The sequence below is a fragment of the Dietzia massiliensis genome (assembly GCF_018390595.1).
In the GTDB taxonomy this organism is placed as follows: Bacteria; Actinomycetota; Actinomycetes; order Mycobacteriales; family Mycobacteriaceae; genus Dietzia; species Dietzia massiliensis.
Window position 1 is genome coordinate 1 of sequence record NZ_JAHBAV010000062.1, and the last position, 17,359, is coordinate 17,359.

At 71.5% G+C, this 17,359-nt stretch carries 13 protein-coding genes and 1 pseudogene; 6 read left to right on the plus strand and 8 right to left on the minus strand.

Annotated elements, in window-relative coordinates; all coding sequences use genetic code 11:
* The 3 genes and pseudogenes from KHA85_RS14100 to KHA85_RS14110 form a co-directional block, all read right to left on the minus strand.
* Window positions 1-1,290: pseudogene (locus tag KHA85_RS14100) on the minus strand (hypothetical protein); the annotation flags it as partial.
* Window positions 1,291-1,508: 218 nt separating this feature from the next.
* Window positions 1,509-2,096, minus strand: a complete 588-nt coding sequence (locus KHA85_RS14105; RefSeq protein WP_213186288.1) for a DUF3558 family protein — start codon at window positions 2,094-2,096, stop codon at window positions 1,509-1,511.
* Window positions 2,097-2,341: 245 nt separating this feature from the next.
* Window positions 2,342-2,677: a hypothetical protein gene (locus KHA85_RS14110; RefSeq protein ID WP_213186289.1), complete on the minus strand. Its 336-nt coding sequence runs from the start codon at window positions 2,675-2,677 to the stop codon at window positions 2,342-2,344.
* A gap of 537 nt (window positions 2,678-3,214) precedes the next feature.
* Between KHA85_RS14110 and KHA85_RS14115 the strand changes: the two genes are divergently transcribed.
* Complete coding sequence (locus tag KHA85_RS14115; RefSeq protein ID WP_213186290.1) at window positions 3,215-4,594, plus strand: HNH endonuclease signature motif containing protein; 1,380 nt, start codon at window positions 3,215-3,217, stop codon at window positions 4,592-4,594.
* Between the two features lie 56 nt (window positions 4,595-4,650).
* Here KHA85_RS14115 and KHA85_RS14120 read toward each other — a convergent pair whose 3' ends face one another.
* Genes KHA85_RS14120 through KHA85_RS14130 form a run of 3 tightly spaced genes read right to left on the minus strand, consistent with a single transcriptional unit; the run spans window position 4,651 to window position 9,357 of the window.
* The gene (locus KHA85_RS14120) at window positions 4,651-6,648 is read right to left on the minus strand and encodes an arabinofuranosyltransferase (RefSeq protein ID WP_213186291.1); all 1,998 of its coding nucleotides are present in this window, start codon (window positions 6,646-6,648) and stop codon (window positions 4,651-4,653) included.
* Window positions 6,645-7,985: an MATE family efflux transporter gene (locus KHA85_RS14125; RefSeq protein ID WP_213186292.1), complete on the minus strand. Its 1,341-nt coding sequence runs from the start codon at window positions 7,983-7,985 to the stop codon at window positions 6,645-6,647. Before KHA85_RS14125 ends, KHA85_RS14120 begins: the two co-directional genes overlap by 4 nt.
* A complete protein-coding gene (locus tag KHA85_RS14130; RefSeq protein WP_213186299.1) occupies window positions 7,963-9,357 on the minus strand; it encodes a M1 family metallopeptidase in 1,395 nt (464 codons plus the stop codon). The genes KHA85_RS14125 and KHA85_RS14130 overlap by 23 nt, the downstream gene beginning before the upstream one ends.
* A gap of 167 nt (window positions 9,358-9,524) precedes the next feature.
* Between KHA85_RS14130 and KHA85_RS14135 the strand changes: the two genes are divergently transcribed.
* Window positions 9,525-9,974 carry a hypothetical protein gene (locus tag KHA85_RS14135; RefSeq protein WP_213186293.1) on the plus strand — a complete coding sequence of 150 codons (450 nt, stop codon included), beginning with the start codon at window positions 9,525-9,527 and terminating at the stop codon, window positions 9,972-9,974.
* Window positions 9,971-10,360: a winged helix-turn-helix domain-containing protein gene (locus KHA85_RS14140; RefSeq protein WP_082767563.1), complete on the plus strand. Its 390-nt coding sequence runs from the start codon at window positions 9,971-9,973 to the stop codon at window positions 10,358-10,360. The genes KHA85_RS14135 and KHA85_RS14140 overlap by 4 nt, the downstream gene beginning before the upstream one ends.
* Before the next feature lie 15 nt (window positions 10,361-10,375).
* On the opposite strand, the gene KHA85_RS14145 is transcribed toward KHA85_RS14140, so the two are convergent.
* A complete protein-coding gene (locus tag KHA85_RS14145) occupies window positions 10,376-14,257 on the minus strand; it encodes a Pls/PosA family non-ribosomal peptide synthetase (protein WP_213186294.1) in 3,882 nt (1,293 codons plus the stop codon).
* Between the two features lie 38 nt (window positions 14,258-14,295).
* Between KHA85_RS14145 and KHA85_RS14150 the strand changes: the two genes are divergently transcribed.
* From KHA85_RS14150 to KHA85_RS14160, 3 genes are all read left to right on the plus strand, one after another.
* A complete protein-coding gene (locus tag KHA85_RS14150; RefSeq protein WP_213186295.1) occupies window positions 14,296-15,171 on the plus strand; it encodes an SDR family oxidoreductase in 876 nt (291 codons plus the stop codon).
* A 189-nt stretch (window positions 15,172-15,360) separates the two neighbouring features.
* Window positions 15,361-15,567 (plus strand): PspC domain-containing protein, encoded by a 207-nt coding sequence (locus KHA85_RS14155; RefSeq protein ID WP_213186296.1) that lies wholly within the window; start codon window positions 15,361-15,363, stop codon window positions 15,565-15,567.
* A gap of 56 nt (window positions 15,568-15,623) precedes the next feature.
* On the plus strand, window positions 15,624-16,499 hold the full coding sequence (locus KHA85_RS14160) for a crotonase/enoyl-CoA hydratase family protein (RefSeq protein WP_213186297.1): 876 nt from the start codon (window positions 15,624-15,626) through the stop codon (window positions 16,497-16,499).
* Window positions 16,500-16,621: 122 nt separating this feature from the next.
* Here KHA85_RS14160 and KHA85_RS14165 read toward each other — a convergent pair whose 3' ends face one another.
* A complete protein-coding gene (locus tag KHA85_RS14165; protein WP_213186298.1) occupies window positions 16,622-17,134 on the minus strand; it encodes an inorganic diphosphatase in 513 nt (170 codons plus the stop codon).
* Window positions 17,135-17,359: the final 225 nt, after the last annotated feature.

The window sequence follows — 17,359 nt, forward strand, 5'->3', positions numbered from 1 at the left end:
GGCCAGCGTCCCAGCGCCGCCCATCCGCGATGCGCCCGCTCCTGCCCCGGCCGCGGCAGCGCCGCCACCGCCGAGCAGTCCGCTGGTCGAACCGAACCCGCGATCACGAGCCCGGCCCTCCCCGCTCGTGGCGCCCCGGATCCCGCGAATACCGCTCCCACCGGCGCCTGCCGCGCCACCCTGCCGGCTGCTCGCCCCGGTCATCGGCGCCATCGGCGCTGCGGCCGTGGTGGTGGCCGCGTTCACCCCGCCACCCGCGCCCGGCTGTCCGGTCGCCGACTGTCCGCCGCCCGCCTGACCCGCTCCGACCGCGGCCGTCCCACCGCCGTCGGCGGCGCCCGTCCGCGCGGCCAGCAGCGCCTGCTCGGTCGCCGCGTCGCTTCCCGCGCTCGGCGAGCCCGTCGTCGACGCGACCGCGCCACCTCCGGCTCCACCGGTCGCCGCCCCACCACCCTCTCCGGCGCCGCCCGTGAGCGCGGCGAGCGTGGCGGGGTTCGGCGCGGCCGGCTGCGCGGGGCGCGGGATGCCGTCGGTGTTCCAGACCCGTGCCATGTCGATGCCGTCCGGGCCGCCCAGCGCGGTGGTGGAGACCACCCGGTAGGCCGCGGTGAAGTCCAGATCGTCGAGGTTGGCGTCCATCACCGCGGGGCTGTACTCGGTGTTGACGATCGCCCGAGCCTGCTCCTCCGCCGCCGCCTTCTGGGCCCGTGACGCGGCGGCCGCCGACAGTCCCGCCGGCCCGAGTTCGCGCCCGGACAGCTGCGCGAGCTGCGCCTGCGCCGCCTGCTCGGCCACGTTGGTACGCGTGGTGACGAACCCCTGGTGGGCGCGCCCGGCCTTCTCGGCAACCTTCTCCAACTCGCCCGACAGCGCCACCGCCGAGCTGACAAGGCCGCGCACGGAGTCCTGCGCACTCACCGCGAACTCACCCTGCCACTCATGCCCCAGCACATTGCTCAGATCCGTCTGGAGCTGCGTCGCCGCGGTGTGCAGCGCCTCGGAGACTTCACCCGCCCGCTGCTGGATCTGGCTGAACTGCTCGGGCTGGAGCGCTTGCGCACACTGGGCGATCCGCTCCAACGGCGAATCCGACACATCCTCCGGCCCCACCCGGCCATAACCACCCATTACGCACGAGTCCTCGAGGATGAACCCGTCACTCTCACTCGCGTGAATCAGACCCAGGCTCTGGAGCCCCGCCGGCTCCTCGGCCGCTTTCGACAACGCCCCCGCCAACGCCTCGTCCTGCGCCTCGATCAACCCGCCCGCGGCGGCGAACAAGAGCGACATCGCTCGGGCCTGGGTTACGAAGCCATTCAGGAGCGTGCCAAGGTCTTCGGTCGCGAACAGAGAATAAACGGATTGAAGCTGGCGGGCTGTTTCGAAAGATCCAACGGCTGAGCGGAGGCTATCAAACCGGGCCTCAGCCGCTAGGTCACGAATCGAGTCGATAAAGCGACTGCATGCGGCACTACAGTTATGTGCCGCGCTCGCCTCCAAGTGGGTCATCAAACGAAATCCCCTTTCGGGATGAACTTCATAATCGGCTCAATGACTGCATCAAGCACTTCGCAGGCCTCAGAGAGCGGGGCGCCTTGGAAGGCGCCCATCGAATCAATGAGGTTAACATTGAGGACTACCGCGCCCCGCGATGTAAAAAACACCTGGTAACACGTGGTGTTGAACTGATCTCCGCGGTCGCGAGCGCGGAATCCTGGCCGGCCGGCCACCATCGACTTATTGTCAATTGCTTCGAAGCCACGATCAGAAAGAAACTCGTGTCTCGCTCGCCACGTTCCGACTACACCGAAGAGAATTTCGTCGTTCTTCCAACCGCAAGAAAACAGCTCACCTCGGTCATGGTTACGTAGATTTTCAGCAGACTCGACTGGGGTACCCACCACTCCCTCTACCGCTTCGACCGGGATTTCGGCACACGGGTCGAAAAGGGCAGGCCTCTGCTCGACCGGCAGATCCCACGGATTGCCGGACTCTTCGGGGGCGGCTGTGCTCGTCGTCGTCGGCGTCTCTCCTCCCCCGTCCGCCGACGCGCACCCGGACAGCACGACGCCGGCAGCAACCAGCGCGGCGCACACAGCTCTACTTCTTCCCACAACCTGTACGACGCCCCGCTCGGCAAAACGGTTCCGCCTCGAAGTGGAATTCTCCGCCAGAAAACGGAGCTGCAGTTCTAATGGGACGTCGCCGAGGGGGTGAGGGCTCACGATCAGTGATCATCGCAGTCGACCGGCGTCTGCGGGTGACCCATCGACTCTGCGGGCCGCATTGCGAGGCGCTCCGGGCGAGGCCCCACCGCACCTGCAGCAACCAGCGTGTGCGATCAGTTGTTGATGAGCTCTCTGCATTCCTCCTCGGTGGCCTGCTCGAGACACTCCGTCCACCTGATCTGGTCCTCCACCCACGGGTGTCGCGGTTCCTGGCCGACGTCCTGCCGCCACATGTAGTTGTCACAGAGGATGGCGATTCCATTGACGTCGACCGATCTACGTCCGATGTCCGCCCCGATGCACTGATCCCCGAGCTGCGGGCCCGCCTGCCGCATCGCTTCCTCTACTGCCGGGTTGGGCACCAACTGAGGATCTCGCGACCACGCGGCCCCGTCGGTGTACTGCAGGCGCGCACAGTATGCGGTCGTGCCGTCGGCGAACACGGCCACCGCTCCTCGGGGCCCGCACGCCGCCCCCTCCGTGACCACTGCAGCCGTCGGGGTTGCCGGCGCAGCGGGGGCGTGAGTAGTTGACGGCGGCGGGGAGGAAGACGTCAGCGAGGTGCTCGAGGTGGCCGCCGTCGTCGCTGAGGTCGTGGGCGAATCCGATGTAGTCGTCGCGGTAACCACGTCCGGCGTTCGATCTGCCTCGCCATCCGTGGCCCCACACCCCGCCACCACGACAAACGCCGTCGCGAGAGCTCCGACTTCCTTCATCCGCCTCGACATCGTGCCCATGTGATCAGTATTGACACGACGGGCGCGCGACAGGGCGGTTTTCACCGGGCGATGCGACCGCAGCCACTGGCGGCGGTCGCGTGGCGTGCGCTGTATATACCGGAGGCTCGCGTTGCGAAGAACGATCACGCCTAGCTCCGTCGCGCGAGTTCCTCGTCGACGCCTGGCGCAACTGATTCAGAGAACCGCTTTCGCGGCACTGCCTGCGGCGACGGGTTCGTGTCGCACCCGGATGATCTAATCGAACACATGAGCGACAAGGGTACGGGAGCGGCGGCCAGCGCCCCCACGGCGAGCGGCGAGATGACCGCCGTGCTGTCCGCGCTCGATGCCCACCTTGGCCGCGACTGGTCCGAAGCGGGCGCGGCCGAGCTGCACGCCGAACTGGTCGCGCTCGAGCAGGCCCAACGCCGGCTGCGCGCCACCCAGGCCCGCGTCATGGCCGCCGCCCGCACCGCCGGCACCGCCAGGCAGATGGGCTACATCAACGAACGGCAGATGCTCACCGGCGGCCTCGGGCTCGCACCCGGGGAGGCACGCGGCCGCCTCGAAGACTCCACAATCGCGAACACCGCCCGCATGGCCGCCACCGCGGCCGGGACGATCTCGGCCGGGCACCTGAAAATCATCAACGCCACCCTGGCCGCGCTACCGGACGAGGTCGACGACGACGAGCGCAACCGCCTCGAAACCGAACTGATCGCCCTGGCCGCCGGACAGTGCACGACCCGCCGCCTGCAGGAGAACGCCCACCGCCTGCTGGACCAGATCGACCCCGGCCGCACCGAACGCGGCGCCGGCGAACGGGCCCGGCGTCGCTCGGTCACCTGCTCCGGCCAGGGGCTGGACCTGATGGCCCGCGCCGCCATGACCATGGATCCCCAACTGGCGGCCCTGATGCGCGAAGTCCACGCCCGCTGGGCACAACCCGGACGCCTGTGGCCCGACGAGCAGACCCCCGATGACCGCAGCGACGGTCAACGCATGCACGACGCCCTCGTCCACGCCCTGACCCTCGCGCTGAGCGCCGACGCGCGCAAGACCGGCGCCGCGGCGGCGATCGTCGTGCGCATCGACCTCGACCAGCTCGCCACCCTGGCCGGATGCGGCCACACCGACGCCGGGATCCGCGTGCCCGTCGACCAGGCCATCGCCATGGCCCGCGGCAACCACTGGTTCCTCGCCCTGTGCGACCAGGAGATCGACCTCAAGCTCTACCGCAGTCGCCGCACCGCCTCCCGCTACCAACGCCTGGCCCTGTTCGCCGCCTACGGCGGCTGCACCCACCCCGACTGCGACCAGGACGCCCGACACTGTCAAGCCCACCACGCCGGCACACCCTGGGCCGCCGGCGGCCTGACCAACATCGACGAACTGGCACTGACCAGCGCCGACTGCCACGCCATGATCCACGACACCGGCTGGACCACCATCCCCGACCGCACCGCACCCCAAGGCGTCCGATGGATCCCACCCACCGGCACCCCACGCGCGAACAACCCGCCACCACCCAAACCCGGCCCACCGCCACTCGGGCCACTCGACGCACCCCTCCTGCCGTTCGCACTCCTCCACGACCTCGACCACGCCATCGCCCAACACACGGGCAACTCCGAGGCCGCAGCATGACCACGCGGGAGCGAGGGGTCACGGCGGAGCGACCACGATCGGGCCGACAGGCTGGGTCAGCGCCGGACGATCACCATCCGCGACCCCACTTCGCGCACGTCGAACAGGGCGGGATCGTCGAAATGCCGAGGGGCGAAAACGATTTCCTCCCGGACATTGTTCTGGGACCGCGGCATCACGTTGACCATGGCCGGGAACACCCATCTCCGGGACCCTTCGCGATCCAGGACAAGGACGTCGGGGCCGCGGAACGGGCTCGACTCGATCGCGGCCGTCAGCTGCGCCGGCGAGTCCGTGTCGGACCATCGACGGATCTCGTCGAGTCGCTCCTCGTAGCGGCCCGCCGGGGTCGCATAGGCCTGCGCCGGCGCCTGGAACGAGAAGAAGGGCCGGTACGCGTACAGGGCCGGATCCGCGGTCAGCAGGACCAGGTCGGACGGGGCGCGGTCGCCGGTCATCTCGTCGATCGCCCCGAGCACGTCCTCCGGCATCCCGGGGTTCGCCCGGGCGGCCGCGGCGAAGTCGGAGTCCTCGTCGGAGACGTGCTGCACCATCTGCACCGCGGCGAGTGCGGCGATCACGACCGCGGCGGCGGTCACGCGCCCGTGGGAACGCTCGGGAGAAGTCCGCACCGCCCAACGGGCCAGCGCGATCGCGCCGACGACCCCGGCCAGTGTGAGCACCAGCGTGACCACCGGGATCATGCGGAACGGCAGCAGGGTGCTCCCGGTGACCGCGCGCAGTCCGGACAGGACGTACCAGCCGAGGGCGGCGACCACGGTCAACCCGAGCGCCCGCGCCAGCACCAGCCGTCGGTCGACGGAGGGGAGCGGGTCGTACTCTCCGCGCGCGGAGTCGGCGGCGGCGCCGGCGTCGTATCCGACCGCGGCGTCGGCGCCGACGCGGGCGCGCACCGACTCCGCCGCACGCTCGGTCACCGCCCCGGCGCCACCGGGCCACACGGTGACGACCAGCCACACGACGCCGATCAGACACAGGAGTCCGGCGGCGGACGGCTCGAACATCGGCAACGGCCACCGCGACGCGACCTCGGGCGCGAAGTCGTTCGCCACCGACGGCTCGGTCTCCGCACCGCCCAGCACCGCCAGCAGATAGCGATGCCAGAACAGCAGAGCGATCGCCGCCGAGATGCCGGCCATCGCCACCAGACGTCCGAGCAGCGCCCCGACCACCGCGCGGTCGGCGCGGTGCCGCCAGGAATGGAGGACGACGACGAGACCGACCATCAGCGCCGCGAACCCCGCGATCAGCGTGTAGCCGAGCGCTGCCCAGCCGAGATACACGCCGATCGTCGCCACCAGCGGCCACGTGGGCCGGCGGCCCGTCCCCGTTCCCGCCCGGGCGTCGGCGGCGCGCGCGCAGAGCAGGAATGTCGCCACGACGATCTGCGGGAGCAGGCAGATCAGGATCCACGAGTAGGGCTCGTAGGCGTTGGTGTGACCGCCGACCACGGAGGTGGCGAGGCCGAACAGTACGGCCAGCCGGGCGGGAACCAGCCAGCGCCAGGCCACGAACGCGATCGCGCCCGCGATGGCCATGGTGACGATCGCGTACGGCTTGTAGAACTCCCAGCCGTCGATCCCGAACAGTGCCGCGAGCCGTCCGCCCACCCAGAACCACTGTGGCGGGTAGAACGGCGCGGCGTCGGCGTAGAAGGGGTCCGCGATCGCGGGGGAGTCGGCGAAGCGGGTGACGTAGGCGACGCGGTTGAGCTGGTCGCCGCCCAGGCCGAACAGGTAGTGGGGGGTGCCGCTGAGGAGGAGGCCCAGATGGGAGGAGGCGAGAAAGGCCGGGCCGGCGGTGCCGAGCGCCCACAGAGTCCGGTCCCCGGTGGAGCGGCGCAACAGCAGCCACGCGGCGGCGATGACGGCCAGCGCGGCCAGTGTCCCGCCGAACGTCTCGGGCAGCCAGCTCGGCTCAGCGAAGGGCAGCGCGTCGACCGCGAGGAAGGTGGCGGCACCGACGATCGCGGCGACGAGGAGCGCGGCGAGGAGCTCAACCCCCCGCCTGGCCAGCGGGCGGAGTGCCGTCACTCCGCGGCTCCCGGACGTCGCGCCGCGGCGATCAGGCCCACCACATGCAGTGCGACACCGAGGCCCGGCCCGGCCAGTAGCGCGATCGCCGCGCGCGCGTCGAGCGAGCCGGGGACGGCCACCAACAGGATGGCGGCGGCGACCACCGCGACCCACCACCCGGCGTTGTAGAGCAGATGGCGATCGAAGGCGAGGGCGGCGTTCCCGGTGACCATGAGCGCGGCGGTACCCACGGAGGCGGCGGTCAGGGCGGCGAGGACGGCGCCGGGCAGTTCGAAGTCGCCGCCGAACAGCACCCGGATCAGCCAGGGGCCGATCAGCCATGCGGCGCCCGCGCCGACGATCCCGACGGCGGTCACCAGGCCCAGGGGTGCCGCCAGGGAGCGCGGGCCGCTGTCGCGGCGGCGGACGAAGTAGACGATGATCGCGCTCTGGAAGCTGGTCAGCGGCACCAGCAGCGGGGCGCGGGTGAGGGTGATGGCGAGGATCACCGCACCGACGAGCGGAGCCGGATCGGAGTCGCGGACGGTCGCGGTGACGAACAGCGGGAACCCGGTGACCAGGGCGGAGGTGCCGGCGGAGGCGAGCATCGCAGTGGCGGTGTTCCGCCAGAATCGTCGGCGACCGGAGTCCACGGCCGAGGCCAGCGCGGCGCGGGTGCCGGGAGACAGCGCGATGAGCAGCGCCCAGGTCACGGCGCCCGCGACGGTGGCCACGGCGAAACCGAGCCCGGTGTCGCCGAGCCCCCACGCGACGCCCGCGACGGCCAGGCGCAGGGCGGCGTCGACGGTGAGCAGGACGGCGTACAGTCCCCACCGCTCTGTCCCGGACAGGACACCGGCGGTAGCGGCCTGGAGGGTGAAGCCGAGGATGCCGAACGCCATGATCGCCACCCCGGCGCCCGAGAACGTGGGCAATCCCAGCGGCGGCCACGCCGGTGCGCTCACAACGACCGCGGCGGCCAGGATCAGGCCCAGGGTGAGGCCGGCCGGCAGCAGTCGGACGGCGCCCCTCGACGATCGGGTGCGCGCCTCCGCGGCACTGCGGTCATCGGCACCGGGGTCACCGCCACCGGGGGCGGGGTTCTCCCGCGCCGAGCGAACGGCCCGGGTGACCTCCTGCATCAACCCGTTCGCCACGCCGCCCAGGGCGAAGAACGCACCCCAGTAGGTGGCGAACAGCGGGTAGTCCGCCGGACCCAGCGCGCGGCCGGCGATGAGCATCACCAGGTACCCCGAGGCCGCGGCGAACACGGTCGCGAAGGTCAGCGCCCGCATGCCGCCCGCGGCCCCCGGGGCGGCGCCGGGCTCCGCCTCAGCGGCGGCCGGTGTGGTCATCGGGCATACCGAGGGTCGGCGGCAGCGGCTCGGAGAACAACCAGGCGTCCCACAGGGGCTGCAGGTCGACCGGGGAGTGGTCGGCGGCCATGCGGAGGAAATCGTCCGTGGTGGCGGTCCTGCCGGAATAGGTCGCCACCCACGACCGGAGGAGGTCGAAGAACGCGGTGTCACCGACGACCTGGCGCAGGGCGTGCAGGGTCAGGGCGCCGCGCTTGTAGACCCGGTCGTCGAACATGTCCTTCGGTCCGGGGTCCGCCAACAGGATGTCCTGCGGGGAGTTCTGCAGCTTGGAGTAGTAGCGCAGGGCGTGGCTGCCGGCGTCGGCGCCGCCGGAGAACTCGGTCCACAGCCATTCGGCGTAGCACGCGAAGCCCTCGTGCAGCCAGATGTGCTTCCACTCGGCGGCGGTGACGGCGTTGCCGAACCACTGGTGTGCCAGTTCGTGGGCGATCAGCCGCTCGTCGCGGTCACCGGACTCGGCGGTGCCGCGGCCGAACGTCGACATCCCCATGGCCTCGAGCGGGATCTCGAGCTCGTCGTCGGTGACCACGACCGTGTACTCGTCGAACGGGTACGGGCCGAACAGCCCGCTGAACACGTCGATCATCTCGGCCTGGCGGGCGAACGCCTGACGGAACCCGCGCTTGAGGTCGGCGGGCAGGAAGGCGTGGACGGGGACCGCGCCGTCGCCCACTTTCAGGTGTTCGTAGCGGCCGAGGTTGATGGTGACCAGGTAGGTGGAGGTGGGGTACGGCAGGTCGAAATCCCAGGTGGTCATGCTGCCGCCGCGTTTCTTTCCCACCAGCGCGCCGGTGGCGACGGCCCGGTACGGCGAGTCCGTGGTCAGGCGGATGCGGAACGGTGCCTTGGACGAGGGATGGTCGTCGCAGGGGAACCAGCTGGCCGCGCCGTTGGGCTGATTGGCCACGAGCACCCCGTCGGTGAGTTCGTCCCAGCCGACCTCGCCCCAGGCGCCGCGGATGGGCTGCGGGTTGCCGGAGTAGCGGATGGTCAGCGCGAACTCGGTGCCCGGCTCGAGCGGCTCGGCGAGCGTGACGGCGAGCTTGCCGCGGGGCCGGGAGTAGCGCGCGACGCGGCCCCGGTCGATCGACACCTTGGACACGTCCAGGTGCGGGGAGAGGTCGAGCCGGATCGCGTCGAGCGGCTCGGTGGCGGTCGCGGTCGCGGTGATGACGGCTTCGCCGCGGAGGTTGTTGGAGCTCATCTTGTAGGTGAGGTCCAGGTCGTAGCGCGCGACGCGGTAGCCGTGGTTGCCGGCCGCCGGCAGGTAGGGGTCGACCGGATCGCCGCTCGACGGGCCGTGGTGGCCCGCGAGTCTGGCGACGAGGTCCTTGCTGGCTGCCTTCAATTCCATGACCTGCGCGAGTCTAGAGGACCTCCCGGCTCGACCGCCCCGGCCGACGCCCCCTACGACCGATCCCGAGAAACTACTTACCAACCGAGAAAGTACTTGCCTATAGTTGAGTCATCGCCTCGAGGGAAACGCCAACGGGGTCCACCGAGAAAGGTGTCGTCATGAACACGGAGAACCCCACGACCGACCCGGTCGATCGCGCCGAGGCCGCCCGACTGCTCGCCGAGGCGGAGGGCCGCCCGCCGGTGAGCACCACCCACGACGTCCGCGTCTTCGCTGGCTTCGCCGCGGCGATCGCGGTGCTCATGGGCGTCGGCACCATCGCGATCATGTTCACCAACTGGGCGCTCATCCCCTACGTGGCCCTGCTGTTCGTGGCGATCTACTGGCAGCGGCGGGCGATCAACGCCAGCCCGCGGGGCTCGGGCCGGACGTACACGTGGGGCATCGCGGGATCGGGCGTGATGATCCTCGTCGTCGTCACCGCCCTGAACGTCCTCCGCACCACGATCGGCCTCACCGCCTGGTGGTACGCGCTCGGCGTGGTTCTGGTCGCGCTGCCCGGCCTGGTGGCCGCCGCGCTCATCGTCCGGCGAGGTGCGGCGCGATGAGGGACGAGAAGGTGACGACGACGAGCACCGCCGCCGCATCGGGGGGCTCCGCCCCGGGGGCGGGCTCCCGCCGGGATGGGCAGGGCCGGCCCGGGGGGCACGCCCGGCATCGTCTCGACGAGGTCATCCACGCCCCGGTCCGCTTCTCGATCGTGGCGGCGCTGGCCGGCGTCGACGACGCGGAGTTCGCCACGATCCGCGATGCGGTCGAGGTGACCGACTCGACGCTGTCCAAACAGGTCGCCGTGTTGGAGAAGGCCGGCTACGTCACGGTCCGCAAGGGCTATGTGGGCAAGCGGCCCCGCACGTGGCTCTCGCTGAGCCGGGACGGGCGCAAGGCGTACGAGTCCCACCTCGCGGCGCTGCGCGCGATCGCCGGCGCCTGACCGCGCGCCGCCGCTCTAGCCCCGCCAGGGCGAGATCGGGTTGCCCTGCCACCGTGTGCCGGCGGGGATGCGGTCGCCGCGCATGACGAGCGAGGCCGGACCGACGGTGGAGCCCGCGCCGATCGACGACGCGGGCAGTGCGACGCAGTGGCTGCCCAGGGTGGCGCCGTCGGCGAGATCGACGCGGTCGATCTGCATGATGCGGTCGTGGAACAGGTGCGTCTGGACCACACAGCCGCGGTTGACGGTGGCGCCCCGACCGAGGGAGATGAGGTCGGCCTCGGGCAGCCAGTACGACTCGCACCACACGCCCCGGCCCACGCGCGACCCCAACAGCCGCAGCATGAGGTTGAGGACGGGCGTGCCGGAGGCGGGCCGCGCCACCCACGGCGCGGCCATCAGCTCGACGAACATGTCCGCCACCTCGTTGCGCCACACGAACGACGACCAGAGCGGCTGCTCGCCGGCGCGGATCCGGCCCACCAACACCCACTTGGCGAGCACGGTCACCACCAGGGCGACCAGGCCCGCGTAGGCGAGGACCGGGCCGGAGAGCAGGGCGGCCACGCCGAAGCCCCACTCGCGATGCGCGGCCTGCAACAGCACCAGCACGCCGACGAGCAGGAAGAACGACAGCCACACGGGGACAAGTCGCAGCGTCTCCCACGCGCCGCGCGCGATCTTGAGGCGGCGCGGCGGTCGGTAGGTGCGCCCGTCGTCGTCGCCGTCGGCGATGGCACGCGGCAGCTTCTGCGGCGGCGAGCCCAGCCACGAGGTGCCCTTCTTGGCCTTCCGCGGGGCGGACGACAGGACGGCGACCAGCCCGCGCGCGGGCACCTTGCGGCCTGCGGAGGCGATCCCGGAGTTGCCGAGGAACGCGCGTTTGCCGATCTGGGCGTGCTCGAGCCGCATCCACCCCGAGCCCAGTTCGTAGGGGGCGACCATAGTGTCGTCGGCGAGGAACGCGCCGTCGCGGACGGTGGTGAGCGAGGGGATGAGCAGGACGGTCGACGCCTCGACGTCGCGGCCGATCCTCGCGCCCAGCAGGCGCAGCCAGACCGGGGTGAGCATGGAGGCGTACAGCGGGTAGAGCCAGGTGCGGGCGGCGTCCATGATCCGCTCGCTGCACCATGCCTGCCAGGCGATGCGGGAGTGTACCGGGTGGAAGCCCGGGGTCAGGCGGATCGAGAGCAGGCGGATCGACATCAGCGTGAACGCGGCGAACAGGGCGAACGCGAGCAGCGCACCGGGGACCGACCACAGCGCGGCGCGCGCCGCCAGCTCCCCGACACCCGCGGCGTCGCCGGCGCCCCACGCCACGAGCGCCAGCCCCGCGGCCAGGGCCAGGAGCGGCACCCCGCCCAGCACCAGGGCGGACAGCTGATACGCGAGGCTCCAGCCGCGGCGGTGGGGCGCGGGCTCGGCGGGCCAACTCGACCCGCGCTTGCCACGCTTGAGAGCCGGCGAACCCGCGTAGCGCTTGCCGGCCTTGACCGTGCCCACCACGGCCGAGCCGATCTCGACGTGCGCACCGCGGCCGATCACCGCGCCGGGCAGCAGCATGGACCGCGCGCCGACCACGGCCTGCTCGCCGATCTCGATCGCGCCGATGCGCACCACGTCGCCGTCAACCCAGTGCCCGGCCAGGTCGACCTCGGGCTCGACGGAGGCGCCGTCGCCCACGGTGAGCAGCCCGGTCACGGGCGGCAGCGTGTGCATGTCGACGTCGCGTCCGATCCGCGCGCCCAGGAGCCGGGCGAAGGTGGTCAGCCACCCGGCCCCGGTCAGCGAGACGGCACCGGAGGACTCCACGAGCCGCTCGGCCGCCCACAGACGGAGGTGCACCGACCCGGCGCGCGGGTACGTCCCCGGACGGATGCCGGCCGTGAGGAGCCGGCACAGGCCGGCGGTGACGACCATCCGGCCGACGGGCAGCAGCAGTAGCACCGTGAGCACTCCCAGCACCCACCACGACACGGGCCGCGCCCACGCCACGCCGAGCTCGGCCGCCACATTGTTGGCGAGTCCCAGCCAGGTCAGCCACTGCACACCGGTGACGGCGAGCAGCGGGATCGTCGAGAGGACCTGGACCACCTGCGCGCCGAGGCCGACCGGCGCCACGTGGCGGGGGGCCACCTCGGCCTCCGGCTCGAGATCGTCGAGGTATTCGGCGAAGTCGCCCAGTCGCGACCGCTCGTAGATGTCACCGACCGTCACGGCGGGGAAGCGTTCCCGGACGCGGGCCACGACGTGCGCGGCGGCCAGTGAGCCGCCGCCGAGGGCGAAGAAGTCCTCGTCGACGCCGGAGACGTCGGCCCCGAGGGCGTGGGACCACAGCTCGGCGACCCACGCCTCGGTGCCGTCGAGTTCGGACTCGGCGGCCGAGGTCTGGGCCAGCGGCCAGGGCAGGGCGGCGCGGTCGACCTTCCCGGAGGTACGGGTGGGCAGTTCGTCGACGAGCGCGAGCCGCGGTACGACGCCCGCCGGCAGCTGTTCGCGCAGCAGCCCGGCGGCCGCCGCCAGATCGAAGCCGTCCGGGTCGTCGGCGACGAGGTACGCCACGAGCACCGGCTGTCCGGCCTCGGTCTTCTGCACCGCGGCCGCGCCGGCGCTGACGCCGGGGAGCGCGGACACCGCGGTGTCGACCTCGCCCAGTTCGAGGCGGCGTCCGCCGATCTTGACCTGGTCGTCGACCCGACCGTGGAAGTACAGTCCGTCGGCCTCGAGCCGCACCATGTCGCCCGACCGGTAGGCGCGGTCCCAGCCGAGGGTCTCCATGGGCGCGTACTTCTCGAGATCCTTCTCGGGGTCGAGGTAGCGGGCCAGCCCGACGCCGCCGATCACCAGTTCGCCGGACTCGCCGTAGCCGACCGGCTGCCCGGCGGGATCGACCACCGCGAGGTCCCAGCCGTCGAGGGGCAGCCCGATCGACACTTCGCCGGCGCCGGTCAGCGGGGCGGCGCACGCCACGACGGTGGCCTCGGTGGGACCGTAGGTGTTCCACACCTCGCGGCCGTCGGCGGCGAGCCGCGCGGCGAGCTCCGGTGGGCACGCCTCGCCGCCGAGGATGACCAGGCGGACGTCGGTGAGCATCGAGTCCGGCCACATCGAGGCCAGCGTCGGCACCGTGGAGATCACGGTGATCCGCCGCTCGCGCAGCCACGGCCCCAGGTCGAGTCCGGACTTGACGATCGAGCGCGGCGCGGGCACGAGGCACGCCCCGTGGGCCCAGGCCAGCCACATCTCCTCGCACGAGGCGTCGAAGGCCACGGACAGGCCGGCGAGCACGCGGTCGCCCGGGCCGAGGGGGGAGTCCTGCAGGAAGATCCGTGACTCGGCGTCGACGAACGCGGCGGCGCTGCGGTGCGTGACGGCCACGCCCTTGGGCAGGCCGGTGGTTCCGGAGGTGAAGATGATCCAGCAGTCGTCGTCGACGGTCGGCCGGCGGTGTCGAGCGGGATCGTCGGGGCGGTCGGGGTCGGTGACGAGCATGCCGTGGGCGGTGTACACGGCGGCGACCCGCGCCTGGCCGAAGACCAGCTCGGCCCGCTCGGCCGGGTCGTCCACGTCGACGGGGACGTAGGCCGCGCCGGCGGCCAGGGTGCTGAGGATCGCCAGGTACAGCTCGGCCGAGCCGGAGGGCATGTGGATGCCGACCCGGTCACCGGCGCCGACGCCCTGGTCCTGCATCCACGCGGCGGAGACCTGGATCTGCCGCCAGACCTCGCCGTAGGTGAGGACGCGCGTGCCGTCGTCGAGGCACGGGGCGTCCGGGTGCCGTTCGACCGCCGAGCCCAGCACGTCGAGGAGTGTCCGTGGGGTCGCAGCGTATGAGCTGCGCAGATACTGCTCTCCGATGGTGGCCACCTGCGGATGGTATCGCTCCGGGGTGAACATCCCGCCGCGGTCACCTCTGGGCTGGTTAAGTGAGGCGCATGGATTCTGGGAGCCTTCGGGGAAGGGCCGTCGTGATCGTGGGAGCGGGCCCGGGCTTCGGTCACACGCTGGCCCTGCGCGCCGCGGCGCGAGGCGCGTCGGTGGTGGTCGCGGCGCGGACGGCCTCGCGGGTGGAGGAGATCGCGGACGCGGTCCGTCGGGACGACGAGGTGCGCCGTGCCGGCGGTACGGCGATCGCCGCGCCCGTCGACGCCACCGACCCCGTCTCGGTGCGGGCCCTGCGCGAGGCCGTCGAGGGCCACGCCGACGCGGTCCACGGGCTCGTGTACAGCGCGTTCGCGGTGCCCAGCATGAAGCCGCTGGCCCGGACCGATCACGGTCAGATCTCCGCGGGGATCGACCTGTCCGTCCTCGGCGCGCTGCGCACGACGCAGGAGTTCACACCGCTCCTCGAGGCCGGCGCGGGTGCCGCCGGCGCCACGGACGGCACCGACGCCGCCGACGCCACGGACGTCCCCGACTCCCGCCCCGTCACCAGTTCTGTCGTCATGATGGCCTCGGCCGTCATCCACCACTCCCGCGAGCGCTACGCGGGTTACAAGATCGCCAAGACCGCCCTGGTCGCGCTGGGGCATTCGCTGGCCACCGAGCTCGGGCCGCGCGGCATCCGCGTCAACACCGTCGCGCCGGGTTACATCTACGGCGACACCCTCAAGGCGTATTTCGAGAGCCTGGCCACCAAGTACGGCGGCACGGTCGAGGACGTCTACGCGCACACGGCGGAGAAGACGGACCTGCGTCGCCTGCCCGACGAGGCGGAGATCGTCGACCCGGTCCTGTTCCTGCTCTCCGACGCCGCGTCGGCCGTCACCGGCCAGACCCTCACCGTGGACTGCGGCGAGTTTCACACCTGACGCGAGCCGCGCCCACGGCCTATCGCCCGGCCGCGCCACCCCGACCCCGCCGCGCCACCCCGAGGCGAGGGATCAGGGTCGGAATCCGGGTCTTTCCCCGATGTGGTGCGGGGCGCGGCGGAGGACAGTGGAGGTCACCGGGGAACACGTCCCCGATCGTCCGGACAGGACGACGACGAGGAGATCACCATGACCTACGAACCCGCCTCTCAGCCGAAGCGCCTGACCCGATCCGAAGACCGCTGGATCGGTGGCGTGTGCGGTGGCCTGGCCGACTACTTCGGCCTGGACCCGGCCTTGGTGCGCGTCCTGTTCGTGGCCTCGCTGCTGCTCCCGGGCCCGCAGCTGCTCATCTACGTGATCCTGTGGTTCGTCATGCCCGACTCCCGCGCCTGACCGGGGATGGCGGAGGGGCCGCCCCGCCGCGGGGGTCGATCTGGCAGGCTGAGCGCATGAGCACTGCAGACACCTCAGCCGCCGCCTCGTCCGCCGCCGGTGAGTACGCGTCCGTCCGCGTCGAGAAGGCCACCCGGCACCCGCACGTCGCCCAGGTGACCCTGATCGGCCCGGGCCGCAACAACGCGATGGGGCCGGACTTCTGGGCGGAGATGCCCCGGGTCATGGCCGAGCTCGACGCCGATCCTGACGTCCGCGCCGCGGTCATCGCCGCCGAGGGCCGCAACTTCACCTACGGCCTGGATCTGATGGCGATGATGCCGCAGTTCATGGAGTTCCTGCCGCAGGACAAGGCGCCGGACGCATCCCGCAACGAGCGCATCCTCGACTCCGTGGAGAACATGCGCCGGGCCGTCGACGCCGTCGCGTCCGCCAAGACGCCGACGGTGGCGGCCGTGCAGGGTCGCTGCATCGGAGGCGGGATCGACCTCATCTCGGCCTGCGACGTCCGCCACGGCTCCGCGGACTCGACGTACTCGGTGCGCGAGGTCAAGGTCGGCATCGTCGCCGACATGGGCTCGCTCGCGCGGCTGCCCTACATCATCGGCTCGGGCCTGACCCGCGAGCTGGCGCTCACCGGCCGCGACATCGACGCCGAGACCGCCCTGCGGTACGGCCTGGTCACCCACGTCGCCGACGACGCCGCCGGGGTCCTCGACTCGGCACACGCCACGGCCGCCGAGATCGCCGACAACCCGCCGCTCGTGGTGCGCGGCACCCGCGAGGTGCTCAATCGCGCGATCGAGGGGCCGATCTACGAGTCCAACCGCTACGTGGCCACGTGGAACGCCGGCTTCCTGGCCTCCGCCGACATGATGGAGGCGATCAGCGCGACGCTGGAGAAGCGCGAGGCGAAGTTCACCGGCCGCTGACCGGCCGGGGTCGGCCTCTGCACCACGCGACCGCCACCCTGCCACCAACGAGAAGACAGTTCCGCACATCGCCACTCGGGCGACACGGGCGGAACTGTCTTCTCGATGAGGTCGGGCCTCGTTCAGCCCCGGAAGGGCTCGGCCTTCTCCTCGGGGTGCTCGACGAAGTTCTCCAGGCCCTCGGCGACGAGCTTCTCGCCGTGCGCCTTGTCCCGCCACTCGCCCGGGGTGACGTGCTTGCCCGGCTCGAGGTCCTTGTAGTGGAGGAAGAAGTGCTCGATGGCCTTGAGCTCGAAGTCGGGGACGTCGCCGATGTCCTGGATGTGATCCCAGCGCGGGTCGAGGTCGGGCACGCACAGCAGCTTGTCGTCGCCGCCGGCCTCGTCGGACATCGTGTAGACGCCCACGACGCGGGACTTGACGATCACGCCCGGGAACACGGACTCGTCGAGCAGCACGAGGGCGTCGCAGGGGTCGCCGTCGTCGGCGAGGGTCTTGTCGATGTAGCCGTAGTCGGCCGGGTAACCCATCGAGGTGAAGAGGAACCGGTCGAGGTAGATCTTGCCGGTCTCGTGGTGGATCTCGTACTTGTTCCGCGAACCCTTGGGGATCTCGATGGTCACTTCGACGGTCACGGGCTACCTCACAAATCGTCATGCTCCGGAACCCGAGACGGCTCTCCCGGGCGATTCGGGGTGATTCTAGTAGGCGCCACCGGCGCCGGGGGTGGGCGCCGTCACGCGGGCCGCTAGCGTGGGGCGACAGCAGGCGACATGGACAGGTGCGGTGGACGCGCGGGCGTCCGGGAAGTGGGTCGAGTGACCGAGCGGGGAGTGTGGCGCGGGCGGGGGCTCGTGTGG